Annotated in this window: 16 protein-coding genes; 8 read left to right on the forward strand and 8 right to left on the reverse strand. The window is 70.0% G+C overall.

The genetic code is table 11. The features are described 5' to 3' along the window. Nucleotides 1-15 precede the first annotated feature (15 nt). From ACYVF6_RS07555 to ACYVF6_RS07570, 4 genes are all read right to left on the reverse strand, one after another. Nucleotides 16-1035, reverse strand: coding sequence for a phosphatidylinositol-specific phospholipase C domain-containing protein (locus tag ACYVF6_RS07555; RefSeq protein WP_460517656.1), 1020 nt, complete (start codon nt 1033-1035; stop codon nt 16-18). Nucleotides 1036-1100: 65 nt separating this feature from the next. Further along, on the reverse strand, nt 1101-1409 hold the full coding sequence (locus ACYVF6_RS07560; protein ID WP_460517659.1) for a GNAT family N-acetyltransferase: 309 nt from the start codon (nt 1407-1409) through the stop codon (nt 1101-1103). Between the two features lie 70 nt (nt 1410-1479). Continuing rightward, nucleotides 1480-2127 carry a transcriptional regulator gene (locus ACYVF6_RS07565; RefSeq protein ID WP_460517662.1) on the reverse strand — a complete coding sequence of 216 codons (648 nt, stop codon included), beginning with the start codon at nt 2125-2127 and terminating at the stop codon, nt 1480-1482. Beyond that, the gene (locus ACYVF6_RS07570) at nt 2124-3332 is read right to left on the reverse strand and encodes a sensor histidine kinase (protein ID WP_460517666.1); all 1209 of its coding nucleotides are present in this window, start codon (nt 3330-3332) and stop codon (nt 2124-2126) included. The genes ACYVF6_RS07565 and ACYVF6_RS07570 overlap by 4 nt, the downstream gene beginning before the upstream one ends. A gap of 129 nt (nt 3333-3461) precedes the next feature. Here ACYVF6_RS07570 and ACYVF6_RS07575 point away from each other — a divergent pair, with 129 nt between their 5' ends. Genes ACYVF6_RS07575 through ACYVF6_RS07585 form a run of 3 tightly spaced genes read left to right on the forward strand, consistent with a single transcriptional unit; the run spans nt 3462 to nt 5744 of the window. Next, nucleotides 3462-4115 (forward strand): DedA family protein, encoded by a 654-nt coding sequence (locus ACYVF6_RS07575; protein ID WP_460517669.1) that lies wholly within the window; start codon nt 3462-3464, stop codon nt 4113-4115. Next, on the forward strand, nt 4112-5227 hold the full coding sequence (locus tag ACYVF6_RS07580) for an alpha/beta hydrolase family protein (protein WP_460517671.1): 1116 nt from the start codon (nt 4112-4114) through the stop codon (nt 5225-5227). The genes ACYVF6_RS07575 and ACYVF6_RS07580 overlap by 4 nt, the downstream gene beginning before the upstream one ends. A 10-nt stretch (nt 5228-5237) precedes the next feature. Then, a complete protein-coding gene (locus ACYVF6_RS07585) occupies nt 5238-5744 on the forward strand; it encodes a GNAT family N-acetyltransferase (protein ID WP_460517673.1) in 507 nt (168 codons plus the stop codon). On the opposite strand, the gene ACYVF6_RS07590 is transcribed toward ACYVF6_RS07585, so the two are convergent. Together ACYVF6_RS07590 and ACYVF6_RS07595 are read right to left on the reverse strand one after the other, a co-directional pair. Continuing rightward, nucleotides 5723-6481 carry a class I SAM-dependent methyltransferase gene (locus tag ACYVF6_RS07590; RefSeq protein ID WP_460517676.1) on the reverse strand — a complete coding sequence of 253 codons (759 nt, stop codon included), beginning with the start codon at nt 6479-6481 and terminating at the stop codon, nt 5723-5725. The genes ACYVF6_RS07585 and ACYVF6_RS07590 overlap by 22 nt on opposite strands. Beyond that, a complete protein-coding gene (locus tag ACYVF6_RS07595; RefSeq protein WP_460517679.1) occupies nt 6478-7566 on the reverse strand; it encodes an acyltransferase family protein in 1089 nt (362 codons plus the stop codon). Before ACYVF6_RS07595 ends, ACYVF6_RS07590 begins: the two co-directional genes overlap by 4 nt. 109 nt (nt 7567-7675) lie before the next feature. Here ACYVF6_RS07595 and ACYVF6_RS07600 point away from each other — a divergent pair, with 109 nt between their 5' ends. Further along, entirely contained in the window at nt 7676-8257 is a 582-nt protein-coding gene (locus tag ACYVF6_RS07600; RefSeq protein WP_460517682.1) for a hypothetical protein, read from the forward strand. Between the two features lie 10 nt (nt 8258-8267). On the opposite strand, the gene ACYVF6_RS07605 is transcribed toward ACYVF6_RS07600, so the two are convergent. After that, entirely contained in the window at nt 8268-8873 is a 606-nt protein-coding gene (locus ACYVF6_RS07605; protein WP_460517685.1) for a TetR/AcrR family transcriptional regulator, read from the reverse strand. Between the two features lie 104 nt (nt 8874-8977). Between ACYVF6_RS07605 and ACYVF6_RS07610 the strand changes: the two genes are divergently transcribed. Then, nucleotides 8978-9409: an ester cyclase gene (locus ACYVF6_RS07610; protein ID WP_460517688.1), complete on the forward strand. Its 432-nt coding sequence runs from the start codon at nt 8978-8980 to the stop codon at nt 9407-9409. 24 nt (nt 9410-9433) lie between these two features. Then, on the forward strand, nt 9434-10180 hold the full coding sequence (locus tag ACYVF6_RS07615) for a glycoside hydrolase family 16 protein (RefSeq protein WP_460517691.1): 747 nt from the start codon (nt 9434-9436) through the stop codon (nt 10178-10180). 5 nt (nt 10181-10185) lie between these two features. On the opposite strand, the gene add is transcribed toward ACYVF6_RS07615, so the two are convergent. Then, nucleotides 10186-11190 carry an adenosine deaminase family protein gene (gene add / locus ACYVF6_RS07620; protein WP_460517694.1) on the reverse strand — a complete coding sequence of 335 codons (1005 nt, stop codon included), beginning with the start codon at nt 11188-11190 and terminating at the stop codon, nt 10186-10188. Between the two features lie 73 nt (nt 11191-11263). On the opposite strand from add, the gene ACYVF6_RS07625 reads away from it, so the two are divergent. Together ACYVF6_RS07625 and ACYVF6_RS07630 are read left to right on the forward strand one after the other, a co-directional pair. Then, the gene (locus tag ACYVF6_RS07625; protein WP_460517697.1) at nt 11264-14539 is read left to right on the forward strand and encodes a S41 family peptidase; all 3276 of its coding nucleotides are present in this window, start codon (nt 11264-11266) and stop codon (nt 14537-14539) included. A 14-nt stretch (nt 14540-14553) separates the two neighbouring features. Further along, a complete protein-coding gene (locus ACYVF6_RS07630; protein ID WP_460517699.1) occupies nt 14554-15480 on the forward strand; it encodes an SDR family oxidoreductase in 927 nt (308 codons plus the stop codon). The last annotated feature ends 59 nt before the right edge of the window (nt 15481-15539 follow it).

Raw genomic sequence — 15539 nt, forward strand, 5'->3', positions numbered from 1 at the left:
GGCGCTGGCGCGAGATCAGCCTCGCGGCACGACGAGCGGGAGCACCGTGGTGAGGTCCACCCAGTCCGAGCTCACGACCGACGCGTGCTGCCGGGCGAGGTCGTCGACCCGCTGGGTGGCCTCGGCGACCGTCGGGTTACGGCTGTCGATCGCGGGCGCGACCGCGTGTGCGTCGGTCATCACCACGAAGTAGTGGTTGTCGTCGTACCAAGCGAGCCCGGTGCCGGCGAGCCAGGCGCGGGCATCGCCGTCGAAGACCACGAACCACGGCCGCAGCGCCGCTTCGTACTGGTCGCGTGGATCGCCCGGTGCCACGCCGTGGACCGTCGGGAAGACCTGCGCGTCGCCGAGCCGGCCGGCGTTCCGCAGCGCCACGAGGTAGCGCGCGTACTCGACGTCGGTCCGCAACGTGTCGGTCGGGTTGCCCTCCTCGACCGTTCCGGGGATGACCTCGACGAACACCTTGCCGCGCAGAGCGTCACGGCTGGGCCAGTTGTCGGCCCTGGCGGCGGCGTCGAGCGTGGAGTACGAGCCGAGCAGGTCCGCCGGCCGGAAGACGTGCCCGGCCAGATGTGTACGGATGCCGGCGTCCAGCTCGTCGGGCCCGCGCCCGCGGTTGTCGGAGAAGCCGGGCTTCATCTCCAGCTTCAGCAGCACCGGTCCCCGGTTCGGATGGGCGTCGAGCCAGACCCGGATGTCGTCGAGGCAGTGCTCGAGGTTCTTGTTCCGTCCACCGGTGTAGAGGTCGGCCGGCGAGCTCGCGGCGACGCAGTTGTTGTCGTTGCCGAACGGGTCGTCGTGGCTGACCTTCCACTCGCGCGTGATGATGTTGGGCCACACGTCGAGCTCGATCATCGACGTACCGTTGTCGAGCGCGCGGGCCAGATAGTCGTACGCGCCGGGGTCGTAGGTGTTGTGCACGCCGACCGTCGTCGAGCCGGAGAGCTTCGCGGGATCGGCGGCTGCCGGGACGGCCGTGGAGGCCGCGAGCAGTCCGCCGATCGCCAGCGTCAGTGCTGCCGGGGAGAGTCGCACATCTCCGTGCTAGCCGATGGGCGGCCCGGTGGGAACGGCCATGGCAGCAAGACGGCAGCAAGCTGTCAGTCGTTGACCTGGCTGCGGTTCTTGAAGACCAGGTCCTCGTAGTCGGGATGCTTGGCGATCCAGTCGGCGATGAACGGGCAGATCGGCAGCACCTTCGCATCGGCTGCCCTGGCATCGTCGAGTGCCTTGCGTGCGATCGCCGAGCCGACGCCCTTGCCGGAGTAGATCGGGTCGACCTCGGTGTGGGTGAACACGATCATCTTCGGTGTACGGACGTACTCCGCGAACCCCGCGATCTCGTCGTCTACGCGCGCTTCGTAGCGCGCCGCGCCTGGGATGTCGACAATCGTCGGATCACCAGACATATTCGCCCTCCTTGCCACGGCTCTCGCCGTCCCCGTTGCCTGCCTACGTCCTACTCTTCCAGCACCGCCGTCAATCCAGCCCTGCGTCGTGCACCAGGATCGCGGCCTGCACGCGGTTGGTCAGCCCCAGCTTCGCCAGCGACCGGCTCACGTGGGCCTTGACCGTCGCCTCGCTCATACCTAGTTCGCGCGCGATCTCCGCGTTGGACCACCCCCGCGCCACTCCTTTGATCACTTCGTGCTCGCGTTCGGTCAGCTCGGTCAGCCGCTTGCGGGCGACCTGGGCCACCGACGTCTCCCGGTCCGCGAACGTGCTGAGCAGCCGCTTGGTGATCGTCGGGCCGAGCATGGCGTTGCCGGCCGCGACCGTGCGAACGGCGGCGGCGAGGTCGCGCGGCGGCGTGTCCTTCAGCAGGAAGCCGACAGCGCCTGCCCGCAACGCCCGGTGCACGTACTCATCCTGGTCGAACGTCGTGAGCATCACAACCTTCGGCGGGGCCGGGAGCTTCCCGAGTTCGACGGCCGCCGTGAGGCCGTCCATCCCAGGCATCCGCACATCCATCAGGACGACCTCGGGACGGTGGCGGCTCACGGCCGCGATCGCCTCGGCGCCGTCGCGTGCCTCGGCCACGACCACGAGGTCACCGGCGGACTCCAGGATCATCCGCAGCCCGGACCGGACCAGGCTCTCGTCGTCGACGATCAGGACGCGGATCATGCCGGCTCCTCCACAGTGTCGGCCGGAAGCCGGGCCAGTACCAGGAACCCGCCGTCCGGCTGTGGGCCGGCATCGAGCTCGCCACCCAGCAGCTCCACTCGTTCCCGCAAGCCGACCAGCCCGAACCCGCTCGCCGGCGGCGCCTCGACCGGCCGGCCCGGAGCGTGGTTGCGCACCATGACCTCGAGCATTCCGGGCAGGTAGCGGACCGCCACCTCGGTGGGCGAGTCTCCGGCGTGCTTGTGGACGTTGGTCAGCGCCTCCTGGACGACGCGGTACGCCGTCTGCTCGACGATCACGGGCAGCCGCCGCGGGCTGCCCTCGTCCTCGCGTTCGATGGGGATGCCGGCCGCGCGTGACTGGCCGAGCAGGCGCTCCAGGTCGACGAGGACGGGCGGTGGGCTCAACGCGGAGTCGGCGACGGCATGGGGCGAGCGCAGCACGCCGAGCACGTCGCGCAGGTTGGCCAGTGCCTCGCGTCCCGTGGAGCGGATCAGGCCGGCCGCCTCGGCCGTACGTTCGTCGGGCGCGCTCACCTCCAGCGCGCCGGCGTGCAGCACCATCAGCGACACCCGGTGGGCCACGACGTCGTGCATCTCGCGCGCGATCCGGGCGCGTTCCTGCTCGCGGGCCTGCTCGGTACGTGCGGCCTGCTCACGTTCGAGACGCTCGGCGCGTTCGTGCAGGCCGGCGACGACCTCGCGGCGGGCGCGGATCCACAGGCCGGCGACCATCCCCAGCCCGATGGTCAGCAGCACCATGAAGATGACGTTGCCCGCCTCTTCGGCCCGGTCCGGGCCGTCGAACGGCACCGGAACGGGCAGGCGGGACGCCACGACGAGGACCACCGTCGCGATCACGGCGTACAAGGCGAGGTGCAGGCGCCGGCGCAGCGACGTACCGGCGTAGTAGGACGCGAGGAACGACGGCGCCCAGAACGTGAACACGACGAGCGCGACCGTCGCTGTCGCGAACAACGGCCAGCGCCAGCGGCGGGCCAGCCCGGCCGCGACGGCGATGAGTGTCGCCATGCCGAGGACAGCCGGGTGCGTCCAGTCGTCGAAGCGCTGGATGCCTGCCAGTGAGATGAGTGTGGCCGACCCGCCCGCGAGCCACGGCGCGACGCGATGGAACAGCCGGCTGGCCCAGCCGAGAACTCGGCCACGGACCAGCACGGTCTCCGCGTAGGTTTCGCCGGCACTCACATCACGAAGCGTAGGTGGCGATCCGGGATCTGCCCTAGGCCGATCGTTACCGGACCCCCTACTTAAGTCGAAGTCCGCGGTCGACTCGTGGCCGAGGCGCGATCGACGTGCCGCACCGATGGTGGTCTCATGTCGACCGAAACCATCCTGCAGGTCGTCCACGACGTGATGGGCTCGCCGTGGATCTACCTCGCGATCTTCCTGCTGGCCGCACTCGACGCGTTCGTTCCGATGGTGCCCAGCGAGACGGTGGTCATCACGGCCGGCGTGTTCGCGGCCACCGGGCAACCGAGCCTGCCGCTGGTGATCCTCACAGCGGCGCTCGGTGCGTTCATCGGTGACCACGTGTCGTACCTCGTCGGCCGGACGGTCGGCCGGCGACTGCTGCGGAGGATCAAACCGGGCACCCGCAGGCGAGCCGCGTTCGACTGGGCCGAACGCGCTCTCGCCGAACGCGGCGGGCTGGTGCTGGTCGTCGCGCGCTACATCCCGGGTGGGCGGACCGCGATCACGTTGACGATGGGGTCGGTCGGCTATCCACTGCGGCGGTTCACGTTCTACGACACGATCGCCGCCGTCTCTTGGGCGGTGTACGGCGCGATGGTCGGGCTGATCGGCGGAGCGGCATTCGAGAACGACCCGATCAAGGGCGTCGTCCTCGGTGTGGGCCTTGCGATCGGCGTCACCCTCCTGGTCGAACTGGTCCGCTACCTGCTTCACCGTCGTGTGCCGAAATCGACGTTTCCCATGAAACAACGCGAGGAAGAGGTTGTTAGTTCATGAAGCGCACATTCGCCGGATTGGTCGGCCTGGCCGCGCTCACATCCCTGCTGGCGTTGGGGACTCCGGCTGCCGAGGCGACGCAAGTACGGCTTGCGCTGCCTGAGCCGACCGGTCCGTACTCCTTGGGCAAGCACGACCTGCTGCTGGTCGACCACAGCCGGCCGGATCCGTGGGTACCGGCTTCCGGCGATCGCGAGCTGCTGGTCTCGGTCTGGTACCCAGCCGCGCTGCCCGTGGGCCCGCGGGCGGAGTACATGACCGCGGCGGACTCCGAGCTGCTCCTGAAGCGCCAGGGCGTGACCGGCGTCGATCCCGCGGTGCTGAGCACGACGCGGACCACGGCCAGGATCGATGCGCCACCGCTGCCCGGGCGCGGCGGGCGGCCGCTCGTCGTCCTGTCACCAGGCTTCTCGATTCCGCGCACGACGTTGACCGGCCTGGCCGAGGACCTGGCGAGCCGTGGGTACGTCGTCGCCGGCATCGAGCACAGCTACGAGGCCGACGCGGCCACGTTCCCCGACGGCGAGGTGAAGACGTGCGTGGCCTGCGACCTGGCCGAGTCGGGCACGCAGGTCGTGGGCGGACGGGTGGCCGACGTGTCGTTCGTGCTGGACGAGCTGGAGCGACGGCCCGTCGGCAAGCTGGTCGACTGGCGGCGGGTCGGGATGGCCGGGCACTCGATCGGCGGTGCGACGGCCGCCGCTGTGATGCGCGCGGACGACCGGATCCGGGCCGGCGTGAACCTGGACGGCACCTTCCATCCACGGCTGTCGGAGAGCGGCGGGCTCACCCGTCCGTTCCTGCTGATCGGCACCGAGGCGTTCCACCGGCCGGGCGGGATCGACCCGTCGTGGAACGAGGACTGGCATCTGGTCACCGGCTGGAAGCGCTGGCTGACGGTCGCGGGCACCGGGCACTTCGCGTTCAACGACCTGCCCGCGCTCGCCAACCAGCTTGGCATCAGCGATCCGGAGGCGCCGCTGCCGGGTGCGCGGGCGATGGAGATCACCCGGGCGTACGTCGCGGCGTTCTTCGACCACCACCTGCGCGGGCGGGCTCAGCCACTGCTCGACGGGCCGTCCGAGCGGTACTCGGAGGTGAAGTTCTGGTAGGGAGCTGTGTATGCAGCCTCTGATCCGGCCGGCGACGGCCGATGACGCCGAGCAGGTGCGCGACCTGCAGCAGGCGCTGGACACCGAGTCTCGTTTCATGTTGCTGGAGCCGGCCGAACGAGACCTGGATCCGGCGCCGCTGCGGCATCGGCTGGGTGAGCAGGAGAGCGGCCGGATCCCGGCGTTCACCTACGTCGCCGCGGGTGACGGCGAACTCGCCGGCTATGCCGACGTCGACGTGCTGCCGTACGCCCGCGCCCGGCGCACCGGGTACGTCGTGATGGGCGTGCGCTCGGCGTACGCGGGCCACGGCCTTGGTGGCGGACTGCTCGGCGCGGCCGTCGAGGCGGCCCGGGAGCGGGGGATGCGGCGGCTGGAGCTGACCGTGATGACCCACAACCAGCGGGCGCTGGGGCTGTACCTCCGTACCGGCTTCGTGGTCGAGGGCCTGCGCCGGGCCGCGCTGTCGGTCGACGGTGCCGATGTCGACGAGTACTACATGGGCTTGCTGCTCTGAATCGCCGCGTCGGCGGCCACGATCAGGAAGTTCGGCATTCTCACGTACGCCTCGAGCGCCGGGTGATCGACCAGAGCCGGATCGAGGCCGGGCTCGACGACCTCGCGCAACGTGCAGCCGAGCGCGGCCAGCTCGTTGAGGTACGCCGAGAGTGGCCGGTGGAAGTCCGACGCTCCGGCGCCGGCGACCTCGTACTCCTCCAGGTAGCGGTCGACGCGGTACTCGCCGTGTTCGCGCCACGTCGGGTAGAGCATCTCGAACGCGGGATGCACGATCGCGAAGACGAACCGGCCACCGGAGCGAAGCGCTTCCACGCAGGCGCGGACGGCGGGCTTCCAGTCTGGGATCGCCATCAGCACCATGGAGCAGACCACGGCGTCGAACGGCTCGCCGAGGCCGGCCAGGTCAGTCAGGTCAGTCAGGTCGGCCTGGACGTACGTGACGCCCTGCCGCAGCTCGGCCTCCTTGTCCCGCGCGAATCCGCACATCGTCGCCGTGGGCTCGACACCGACGACCCGCGCGCCGCGGCCGGCGAGGAGCCGGCTGAGGTAGCCGTTACCGCTGCCGGCGTCCAGGACGCGCTTTCCGGAGACGTCGCCGAGCAGCCTGAGCACGTGCGGATTGACCAGGTGCCGCTTGGAGAAGTCACCGTCGTCAGCGGTCTCCTCCATCGAGTCGATCGTCGTGTTGTCGTTCCACTGCCGGATCGCGGCTTCGTTCGTCCAGCCAGAGCTCATCTGGACGACACTAGGTTCCGCGCCGCCGAACGTCGCGGCATTTTCCGGCCGGCCATCGGGCGTTCGACCAGGACGTAGGTGAGGGCGGCCGCGGCCAGCGTGGTGAGGACGACGGTGATGGTGCGGGGGAGACCGGTCAGGTCGAACGAGCCGGCCAGGGCGAGCAGCGGGTAGTGCCAGAGATAGATGCCGTAGCTCAGCCGCCGGCCAATCCAGGCGAGCGGCGGCCAGGCGAGGACCGATCCCCAGCGGGCGCCGGTCACGAGGCCGGCCAGCAGCGTCGTGGTCAGCAGGCCGGCGACGAGGAAGCCCCAGGTGTAGACGAACGGTGTGGACGGCGTGCGGCCGGTCACCGGCACGAACACCGCGAACGCCAGCAGCGCGGCCGCCGCCGGAGCGGACAGCCGGCAGCCCCAGCGGGTCAGCCCGGCCGCCACGGCAGGCGAGGCCCGGTGCAGCAGCAGCGCCAGCAGGCAGCCGAGCAGCAGTTGGTCGGCCCGGGTGTCGAAGCCGTTGTAGATCCGGTGGGCCGCCTGCTCGTCCCACAGCAGCAGCCGGATGGCCGTCGGCAGCAGGCAGAGGCCGGCGGTGATCGCGATCAGCGCACGGGCGGTCAGGCGGGACAGCAGGAACCGCAACGCCACCGGCCACAGCAGGTAGAACTGCTCCTCGATCGCCAGCGACCAGGTGTGGCCGAGCGAACCGGTCAGGTCGGAGTACGTGCCGGGCTGCGCGGCTCGCACGAGGTTCACCATGTAGGTCAGCGCGAGCAGGGCCGCGAGCCACTGCCCGTCCCACACGACGACGAACCCGGCGACGAGCAGAAGCGGTGGCAGCAGGCGGCGGAAGCGGCGGACGTAGAACGGGCGCAGGGTGATCGTGCCGGTGCGGTCGTGTTCGCGCAGCAGCAGTTGCGTGATGACGAAGCCGCTGATGCCGAAGAACACGTCGACGCCGATCGAGCCGCCGGGAATCGCCTGTGGATACAGGTGGTACGCCAGCACGGTGAGCGCTCCCACCGCACGCAACCCGTCGAGCGCCGCGTACCGGCCTGGCTGGTGGGTGCGGGTCCCGGTCGTCGTCATCGCGGTCCACGATGTCCGGAATGCCTGTGTGTTCCCCGGCCGCCGGCTGGGCGCCGGCTGTGGGACCGGGTTCGACACGACCAGGCCGAAGTGGCAAACTCCGGGAACCGTGACGACGCCTTATCCCCAGCAACCCCAGCAACCGCATCAACCGCCGCAGCAGGTGCAGTTCAGGCTCGGCACGGCCAAGCTGAACAAGAACTTCGGCGTCGCCGGGGCCGTCATCGGGATCATCGTCGGCGTCGTCATCGCGGCGGGCGCGCTCATCTCGGCGCTGGCGCAGAGCATCGTTCCGATCGCCCTGGCCGCGCTCGCCGCCGTGATGGTCATGCTGCGCCGGATCCTGCGGCCCAGGCGGAGCGGAGTGATCGCCAGGCAGGCGATGGGCAGCATCACGATCGGTACGCAGGGGATCGCGATCGCGAACGTCCAGGGCACCACGAACGTCTTCCCCTGGGAGGAGATCGAAGCGATCGGCGTGCTGAGCTGGAAGGACAACATCGCGTTCCGGAGCAGCTCGCCGCGGATCGCCCAGATCCTGCCTCCGATGCGGCCCGGCGTTCCCGTCTACCTGCCGATCTCGCTGCTCTACATCGAGGCGCCGCGGGAGGAAGTCGTGGCGGCCCTGCAGTACTACGCCGGTGGCCGGTTCGCCGGCGCCGGCCTCGACAAGGACACCTTCGGCCGCTGATGGGCGACGCTCAGTCCGGCGCCGGCTCGATCCCACGCAGCAGTGTGCGTACGACATCCCTGGCGAACTGCTCCAGCGGCTGCGGCGTGAAGTCCGTCCCCATGAACGAGCTGATGTAGGCCCGCTGGAAGCAGGCGCCGAGCAGCAGTTGAGCAGCCGCCTCCGGCCGGGCCTGCTTGCTCAGCCGCCCGAGCTTCTGCTCCGCGCGCAGGTACGCCGCGACTTCCTGGATGCCGCGCTGCGGCCCGGTGCCCGCCGCGCGCTGCAGCTGCTGGTGCTTGTCGAGCAGCGCCGGCTGTGAGAACAGCGAGCCGCCGATCGGGAGGCTGAGCTCGAGGAACGGCACCATCGCGACGACGATCTCCTCCAGGTGCGCGCGTACGGTCGACTGCCCCGGCCACTCGGGCAGCCGCGCGAACACTCCGACGCTCGCGGGCATCTGCTCGCGCAGCGCGGCCAGGAACAGTTCGTCCTTGTCGCGGAAGTGTTTGTAGAGCGTCGCTTCGGAGTAGCCGGCGGCGCGGGCGATCTCCTTCGTGGTGGTGCGGGCGAGGCCTTGCGTACGCATCAGCTCGACCGCGGCCGCGAGGATCAGGTCCCGGGTGGACTGCGCCACAGCCGCTCTCCCTCCATTTCAGGGCCTTCTGCTTGACAGGTGGTGAGTACTCACTCATCATAGAGGTTAGTGAACACTCACTAACCAGAAGGAGTGACTCCCTGATGAGTGACGCCAACAAGGCAGTGATCCGCCGGATCTACGACGAGGCGCTGAACCAGGGCAGGCTCGAGCTGGCCGACGAGCTCGTCGACGACTCGTTCCGGCTGCACGACTTCGTGCCGACGCCCAGACCGACCGGTCCGGAGGCGCTCCGGACCATCATCCGCCAGCTGCACACGGCGTTCCCGAACGACCTGAGGTTCACCATCGAGGACCTGGTGGCCGAAGGCGACAAGGTCGTCGTGCGCTGGACCCAGCGCGGCACGCACGAGGGTGAGTACTTCGGCGGCATCCCGGCGACGGGCTTGAAGATCGAGCAGCAGGCGATCGTCATCTACCGCGTCGCCGACGGCAAGGTGACCGATCTCTGGTCGCTGGTCGGCCAGGTCGACGCGGTGCAGCAGCTGCGCGAAGCCGCGAACGCCGCTGCCTGAGCTCCACCGGCGTTAGGGTCGGGCATGACCTCCGAACGACGGGCGCTCGACGAGCAGTTCGCCGGCGACACGCTCGACCCTGACGTCTGGCTTCCGTACCACCTGCCGCACTGGAGCTCCCGCGCCCAGTCCGCGGCCACCTACTCCGTCAGCGACGGCGAGCTGCACCTGAGCATCCCGCCCGATCAGCCGTTGTGGTGTGCCGACCTGCACGACGAGCCGGTCCGTATCTCGTGCATCCAGAGCGGGTGCCTCAACGGGCAGCAGCCGTTCCGGCCGGGACTCGGCATCCAGGAAGAGCAGCCGGAGTTCCGGGGATACACGCCGCTCTACGGCAACATCGAGGTGCGGATGCGCGGCACGGTCACCGCGCGGTCGATGTTCGCGTTCTACCTCTCCGGCATCGAGGACCAGCCGGACCACTCCGGCGAGATCTGTGTCGCCGAGATCTTCGGCTCCGACGTAGGGCCGAGCGGGGCGCACGTGGGGATCGGCGTGAAGAAGCTGCGCGATCCCATGCTGGCCCAGGAGTTCTCCGCCGATCCGCTGCCGATCGACGTCAGCGAGTTCCACACCTACGGCGTCGACTGGCGTCCGGGCGCGCTGGCGTTCCGCGTCGACGGTGAGGTCGTACGCCGGGTCGCGCAGGCGCCCGACTATCCCGTGCAGCTGATGCTCGGCGTGTTCGACTTCCCGGAGCAGGCGCAACCCGACGACATCGCGACGCCGGAGCTGGTCGTCTCGCACGTCCGCGGCCAACCCCTGAGCTGAGCCGCTCAGCTCGCCTGATACTTGAGCCAGGTCTCGATCCCCACCAGGGCGGACCGCTTCAGTGCCTCGGGTGCGCCGGAGTACTCGATCGAGGTCCGGGCGATGCCGGCGAGCTGCTCGTCGCTCAGGCCGAGAACGTCGCGGCCGAGCTCGTACTCGCCCAGCAGGTGCGAGGCGAACAGCAGTGGGTCGTCGGCGTTCATCGAGCACCGCACGCCGGCCTCCAGCAGCCGCGGCAACGGGTGCTCGTGCAGTGACGCGGCCACCGCGAGCGCGACGTTGCTGGTCGGGCAGACGTCCAGCGCGACATCGCGTTCGACCAGGAACGCCAGTACGGCTGGGTCCTCGGCCGCGCGGACGCCGTGCATCAGCCGGCGCGGCCGCAGCGTGTCGACGGCTTCCCGGACGCTCGCAGGTCCCTCCAGCTCGCCGGAGTGCGGCACCGACAGCAGCCCGGCCGAGCGTGCGATCGCGAACGCTTCGGCGAACTGTGCGGGCGCGCTGCCGGTCTCGTCACCGTCCAGGCCGAGCCCGACCACGCCGGAACCGGCCAGCTTGGCCGCCATCCGCGCGGTGACCACCGCGTCGTCCGGCCCGAGCGTGCGGTTGACCGCGACCACCAGTCCGAAGCCGATGCCGACCTCCTCGGCCGCTTCGTGCCCGGCCGACAGCGCCAGCTCGACGCCGGCGTCGATCCCGTCGTCGGGTGCGCGCCCGAGCAGGCCGGTCTCGAGCGAGGGCTCGATCCAGACCGCGCCGGCGCGCGCCGCGTCCTGAACGAGCTCGCGGGTCACCCTCGCCAGCGCCTCCGGCGTCCGCATCGTGTCGACGACCGCCGAGATCGTGGTCTGGAAGTGGGTGAACGAGGTGTACGGCGGCTCCGGCATCGGCGCCGGCAGCCCAGCTGTCTCGGCGATCGCGACGTAGGTTTCGGGGCGCGCGGCACCCGCCAGATGCACGTGCAGGTGCGCCTTCGGCAGGGCGGACAGGTCTCGCGTCGGGTCTCCCATGGAGATGAGTCAATCAGGTGGCGTGGATGCGTAGGCTTTCCTGCACGGCATCAGCAGGGAGGAACCGATCGACGTGGGTGTGAACGATGGCGGCTACCTGAGGTATCCGACGATCAGCGGAGACACGATCGTCTTCGTGTGCGAGGACGACCTGTGGAGCGTCCCGGCCGGCGGTGGGCGGGCCTGGCGGCTCACGGCGGGCGTCGCGGCCGCAACCCGGCCATGCCTGTCACCTGACGGCTCACAGCTGGCGTTCGTCGGCCAGGACGAAGGGCCCGGCGAGATCTACGTCATGCCCGCCGAGGGCGGGTCCGCGCGCCGGCTCACCTACGACGGCGCCGGTTGCGTCGTACGCGCGTGGACCGGTCCGGACGAGATCGTGTTCGCGTCCAACGTCGGACGCCCGTTCACCCGCGACTGGCGGCTGCACCGCATCGGCACCGACGGCGGGCTTCCCGTTCAGTTCGACCACGGCCACGCCGACGCCATTTCGTACGGCACGAACGGCGCCGTCGTCCTCGGCCGCCACACCGGCGATCCCGCGCGCTGGAAGCGCTATCGCGGTGGTACGGCCGGCGAGCTGTGGGTCGACGCCGACGGTTCGGGCGAGTTCCGGCAGCTGGGTGCCGACCTGGCCGGCAACCTCGCGAGCCCGGTGTTCGCCGGCGAGCGGATCTTCTTCCTGTCCGACCACGAGGGCATCGGCAACGTCTACTCCTGCGTGCCCGACGGCTCCGACCTCCGCCGCCACACCGACCACGACGACTACTACGCTCGCGCGCTCGCCGGCGACGGCAGCCGGCTGGTCTACCAGTGCGCCGGCGATCTCTACCTCCTCGATCCGGCCGACGAGCAGCCGCAGCGGATCCAGGTCGAGACCGGCAGCTCCCGCACGCACCGCAACCGGCAGTTCGTCTCGGCGGCCGAATACCTCGACAGCGCCACGCTCGGCCCGGAGGGCAGCGACCTGGCGATCACCACGCGCGGCAAGGCGTTCTCGCTCGCTCACTGGGAGGGCCCGGTCCGCCAGCACGGCGAGCCCGACGGCGTGCGCTACCGCCACCTCACCTACCTCATCGACCACAAGCGCCTGGTCGCCGCCGCCGGTGACGACGGGCCGCAGGAGCGGCTGGTCGTGCTCACGGCCGACGGCAGCGCGCCGCCCGAGTGGCTCGACCTCGACACCGGCCGCGTCCGTGAGCTGGTGCCCGGTCCACACATCGACCTGCTCGCGATCACCAACCACCGCTGCGAGTTGCTGCTCGCCGACCTGACTGGCGACGAGCCGCAACTGAAGCGGCTCGACAGCAGCACGCAAGGCCCGATCCACGAACCGGCCTGGTCACCGGACGGGCGGTACCTGGCGTACTCCAAGCCGATCGGCCCCACGCGCCGGGCGATCATGGTCTGCGAGATCGAGTCGGGTGACCTCCACCAGGTCACCGAGCCTGTGCTCAGCGACAGCTCGCCGGCGTTCGACCCGGAGGGCAAGTACCTCTATTTCCTCGGGCAGCGCGACTTCAGCCCGGTGATGGACTCGCTGCAGTTCGGCTTCGGCTTCCCGCTCGGCAGCCGGCCGTATCTCCTGACGTTGCGCAAGGACCTCCTCTCGCCGTTCGTGCCGGAGCCGCGTCCGGTCGTCAGTGAGGCCGCGGCCAAGCAGAAGAAGGCCGAGGAGGAGCTCAAGGAGGAAGAGGAAGCCAAGAAGCCCGAGGCTGAGAAGGACAAGCCGGAACCGGTCGAGATCGACTTCGACGGCATCACCGACCGCGTGCTGCGGTTCCCCGTTCCGGAAGGGCGCTACCTGCAGATCGCCGGTGTGAAGGGCAAGGCGCTGTTCTCCAACGTGCCGCTGCACGTCGACAACGGCGACGACGAGGACGACTCGCACGGCGGCCACGCGGTGCTGGAGTCGTACGACTTCGAGTCCCAGAAGAAGGAACGCCTGGTCGACAAGCTCTCGTCGTTCGAGCTCGACCGCGGCTGCTACACCCTGCTCTACACCTCCGGCAACCGGCTGCGGGTGCTGAAGGCCGGCGACAAGCCGTCGGAGGACGGCGACGAGGCGAGCCGGGCGACCGGCTGGATCGACCTGTCGCGGGTGAAGGTGTCGGTGCGGCCGGGCGCGGAGTGGCGGCAGATGTTCCGCGAGGCGTGGCGGCTGCAGCGTGACCACTTCTGGGTCGAGGACATGTCCGGCATCGACTGGGACGAGGTCTACAAGCGCTACCTGCCGCTGGTCGATCGGGTCGCGACCCGATCGGAGCTGTCCGACCTGCTGTGGGAGCTGCAGGGCGAGCTCGGCACGTCGCACGCCTACGAGTACGGCGGTGCCTACCGGCCGTCGCCGTACTACCAGCAGGGCAGTCTCGGCATCGACTGGGCGTACGACCCAGAGACCGAGACCTACCGCATCGCCCACATCGTGCGTGGTGACGTGTGGAACGCCGAGGCGACCTCTCCGCTGCGGCGGCCGGGCGTCGACGTCCGGGTCGGTGACGTCGTGCTGGCGATCAACGGCCGGACGCTGAGCCGCGACCAGCTGCCCGGCGATCCGCTGGTGAACCAGGCGGATCAGGAGGTCCAGCTGACGATCCGGCGCGACGGCGAGGAGCCGCGTACTGTCACCGTCCGCGCGATCGGCGACGAACGCGACGCGCGCTACCGCGACTGGGTCGAAGGCAACCGCGCGTACGTCAAGGAGAAGACCAGCGGCCAGGTCGGTTACCTCCACATTCCCGACATGGGATTCGGCGGGTACGCCGAGTTCCACCGCGGCTTCCTCACCGAGTTCGACCACGATGCGCTGATCGTCGACGTCCGTTTCAATGGCGGCGGTAACGTTTCACAGCTGCTGCTGGAGAAGCTGGCCCGTCGGCGGGTTGGTTACGATTTCACGCGGTGGAATGAGCCGGAGCCGTACCCGCTGTACTCACCGCGTGGACCCCTGGTGGCGCTGACCAACGCCGAGGCCGGCTCTGACGGCGACATCTTCTGTCACGTGTTCAAGGTCTGGCAGCTCGGCCCGTTGATCGGCAAGCGCACATGGGGCGGCGTGATCGGGTACTCTCCTCGCGCGCGGCTGGCCGACGGCACGGTCACCACCCAGCCGGAGTTCTCCTTCGCCTTCGACGACGTGGGCTGGAAGGTCGAGAACTACGGCACCGACCCCGACATCGAGGTCGACATCACGCCGCAGGACTACGCCGCGGGCCGCGACACCCAACTCGACAAGGCGATCGAGGTCGCCCTGCAGCGGCTCGAGGACAACCCGCCCCACCGCCCGAACCCAGCCGACCGTCCGGTGCTGACTGCGCCGTCGCTGCCGCCGAGGCCGCAGCTGTCCTGATCGGACGTGATCGCATGAGCTGGGCACCGGATCGCGACGGGTTACGCGGCAAGGTCGCCGTGGTCGCCGGCGCGACCAGGGGTGGTGGCCGCGGCATCGCCGCCGCACTCGGCGAGGCCGGCGCGACGGTCGTCTGCACGGGACGCAGCAGTCGTAAGGGTTCGGACACCTCCGACTACGACCGCCCCGAGACGATCGAGGAGACCGCCGAGCTGGTCACCCGGCTCGGCGGTACCGGCGTCGCGGTCCAGGTCGACCACCTCGACTCCAGCCAGGTCGAGCAGCTGGCCGGGCGGGTGCGGGCCGAGCACGGCAGCATCGACGTGCTCGTCAACAACGTCTGGGGTGCCGAGCGGCTCAAGGGTGGGCCGGCGGAGTGGAACACGCCGATCTGGGAGCACGACCTCGACCGGGGCATGCGCATCCTCCGGCTCGGAATCGACACGCACCTGATCACGTCACATCACCTGCTGCCGCTGCTGATCGGGCGGCGGGGCGGCCTGCTCGTCGAGATGACCGACGGCACCAGCGACTACAACGCCTCCACGTACCGCATCTCGGTGTTCTACGACCTGGTGAAGGTGGCGGTCAACCGGCTGGCGTTCTCCCAGGGCCATGAGCTCGCACCGTGGGGAGGGACCGCGGTCGCGCTCACTCCTGGGTGGCTGCGTTCGGAGATGATGCTCGACAACTACGGCGTCACCGAGGACACCTGGCGCGAGGCGCTGGAGCCGGATCGCGCCGACGGCCTGCCGACGGCGCCGCCGGGGTTCGAGGAATCGGAGTCTCCGCGCTACGTGGGCCGGGCGGTGGCCGCGCTGGCCGCCGACCCGGACCGGGCCAGGTGGAACCAGCGCTCGGTGACCTCGGCGGAGCTCGCCAGGGAATACTCCTTCACCGACGTCGACGGCCGGCAGCCCGACACGTGGGGCTCGCAGTGAGCCGGCCGTGCGCCCGGCGAGCCGAGCCTCGTACTTTCGGCTGAGCTGATTCGCGCCGG

This window comes from Flindersiella endophytica, from assembly GCF_054779015.1.